This is a genomic window from Marinomonas sp. ef1, assembly GCF_002806845.1.
Classification (GTDB): domain Bacteria; phylum Pseudomonadota; class Gammaproteobacteria; order Pseudomonadales; family Marinomonadaceae; genus Marinomonas; species Marinomonas polaris.
This window is the reverse complement of record NZ_NHTT01000037.1, coordinates 1-702: the sequence shown is the minus strand read 5'-3', so window position 1 is coordinate 702 and position 702 is coordinate 1. Positions and strand designations below refer to the sequence as shown.

Here is a 702-nt window from a genome sequence, read left to right as displayed (position 1 = left end):
CAACTTCGCTCTGATATAGCCTGGCCCTTCCTTACTCAAGGTTGTTTTTCCTGCCCGTTTACCAGATTCGTTGTGCTTGGGGATCAAGCCTAAATAAGAAGCCAGCTGTTTCGCGCTCTTAAACCGCTTACACGCCAGTAAACAAACCATTATTCGGGATGTTACTTCACCAACACCATTTATACTTTCAAGTAATTGGCGGTTCTTCTTCAATTGAGGATGCCTGTCAATATGCTCATCGATTTCATTCTTGAGTTTATCAATTTCAGCCTTTAACACTGCTATCATATCTTTGAGAGATTGAGCGACCCGAGCGGATGCGCCTGAAAAGCCTACCGCTTCATAACGGTTTTCTTCACGCTGCAAATCTTGCTCTAGCGCTTCAAGTCTACGCATCATTGCCTTTAGTTCTCTTGCTTCTACAGGCTCTGGCTGCCAGCTTGAAAGTGAATGTTGTTGGTCATGCCCATAGCGAGCTAGCATTGTGGCGTCTGATTTATCAGTCTTATGAACTAGCCCTAATGATTTTGCATATTGTTTTGCTTTTCCAGGGTTTACATGTAAAAGAGTAAATCCTTGAGCATATAAAAAATACATCAAAGGTTCGCTATAAATACCAGTAGGCTCTGTCGTAATAACAATATTCTGAGCTTCTAACCCTGTATTCTTTAGCACCCAATCAACTAATTCTTGATAGCCTTG

General features: G+C 41.9%; 1 protein-coding gene. It reads right to left on the bottom strand.

The annotated features are described in order from the left end of the window. A partial coding sequence (locus CCS02_RS21980; protein WP_100637740.1) for an IS110 family transposase occupies positions 1-702 on the bottom strand: 702 nt, incomplete at both ends.